Origin of the sequence: Acinetobacter sp. YH01010, assembly GCF_013420775.1 — a bacterium.
GTDB classification, from domain to species: Bacteria; Pseudomonadota; Gammaproteobacteria; order Pseudomonadales; family Moraxellaceae; genus Acinetobacter; species Acinetobacter amyesii.
The window spans coordinates 1-1,168 of record NZ_VOYF01000066.1; the positions used below are offsets into that span (position 1 = coordinate 1).

The 1,168-nt window shown below is 59.8% G+C and carries 1 protein-coding gene and 1 pseudogene; both read right to left on the reverse strand.

The genetic code is table 11. The features are described from left to right. A pseudogene (gene glmM / locus FTT77_RS17190) lies at positions 1-248 on the reverse strand (phosphoglucosamine mutase); the annotation flags it as partial. Between the two features lie 86 nt (positions 249-334). Next, positions 335-1,150 (reverse strand): sulfonamide-resistant dihydropteroate synthase Sul2, encoded by an 816-nt coding sequence (gene sul2 / locus FTT77_RS17195; RefSeq protein ID WP_001043260.1) that lies wholly within the window; start codon positions 1,148-1,150, stop codon positions 335-337. Between the last annotated feature and the right edge of the window lie 18 nt (positions 1,151-1,168).

The window sequence follows — 1,168 nt, forward strand, 5'->3', positions numbered from 1 at the left end:
TACGTTGTCGGCAGCGGGCCAAAAAGGAATACGTCCATGCCCATCGAGGTGAAACCGGCTGTGAGCGCGGGTTCAAGCATATAGCCCGACAGGCGCGTATCCTTGCCGATCACGACACGATGGCGGTGGTCACCGCGACGAAAGACACGGCCAGCCGCCATGCCGACGCGCAAGGCGGTTTCCGCCGTCATCGCGCCTTCGTTGGCTTTGCCACGAATACCGTCTGTGCCGAAATATTTGCGCACCATAAGGTCGATTATCCTGTCGTCGGGTCGCCCTCAAAGGGGACATGCCTGCTGAACCGCGAATATAGAGAAATATCCCGAATGTGCAGTTAACGAATTCTTGCGGTTTCTTTCAGCGCCGCCAATACCGCCAGCCCGTCGCGCAAGGGGCGCGGCTCGTGTGTGCGGATGAAGTCAGCTCCACCTGCGGCGGCGGCAAGCTCTGCAGCGAGTGTCGCGGCCCCGACATCCCCCGGACCACGGCCTGTGAGCGCGCGCAGAAAGGATTTGCGCGAAACAGACAGAAGCACCGGCAAATCGAAGCGCAGCCGCAATTCATCGAACCGCGCCAGCACCGAGAGCGAGGTTTCGGGAGCAGCCCCCAGAAAAAACCCCATGCCGGGATCAAGGACAAGGCGGTTGCGTTTGATACCGGCACCCGTCAGCGCCGCGATGCGCGCGTCAAAGAACGCCGCAATGTGATCCATGATGTCGCCAGCGGGTGCCTCGCGCCGATCTGCCTGCCCGTCTTGCACCGAATGCATAACGACGAGTTTGGCAGATGATTTCGCCAATTGCGGATAGAACGCAGCGTCTGGAAAACCGCGAATATCATTGAGATAGGCCACACCACGCGACAAGGCATAGGCTTGCGTCGCGGGTTGATAACTGTCGAGCGAGACGGGAATGCCATCTGCCTTGAGCGCGTCCAGCACCGGCGCGATACGCGCGATTTCTGTGTCGGACGAAACAGGCGCGGCGTCGGGATTGCTGGATGCCGGACCGAGGTCGATCACATCTGCCCCCTCGGCCATCAGCTTACGCGCCTGCGCAATGGCTGCGTCTGGCGCCAGATACCGGCCTCCATCGGAGAAACTGTCCGAGGTTATGTTGACGATGCCGAAAATGATGAGCGATTTATTCATGGGGGCTTCTATAATAAT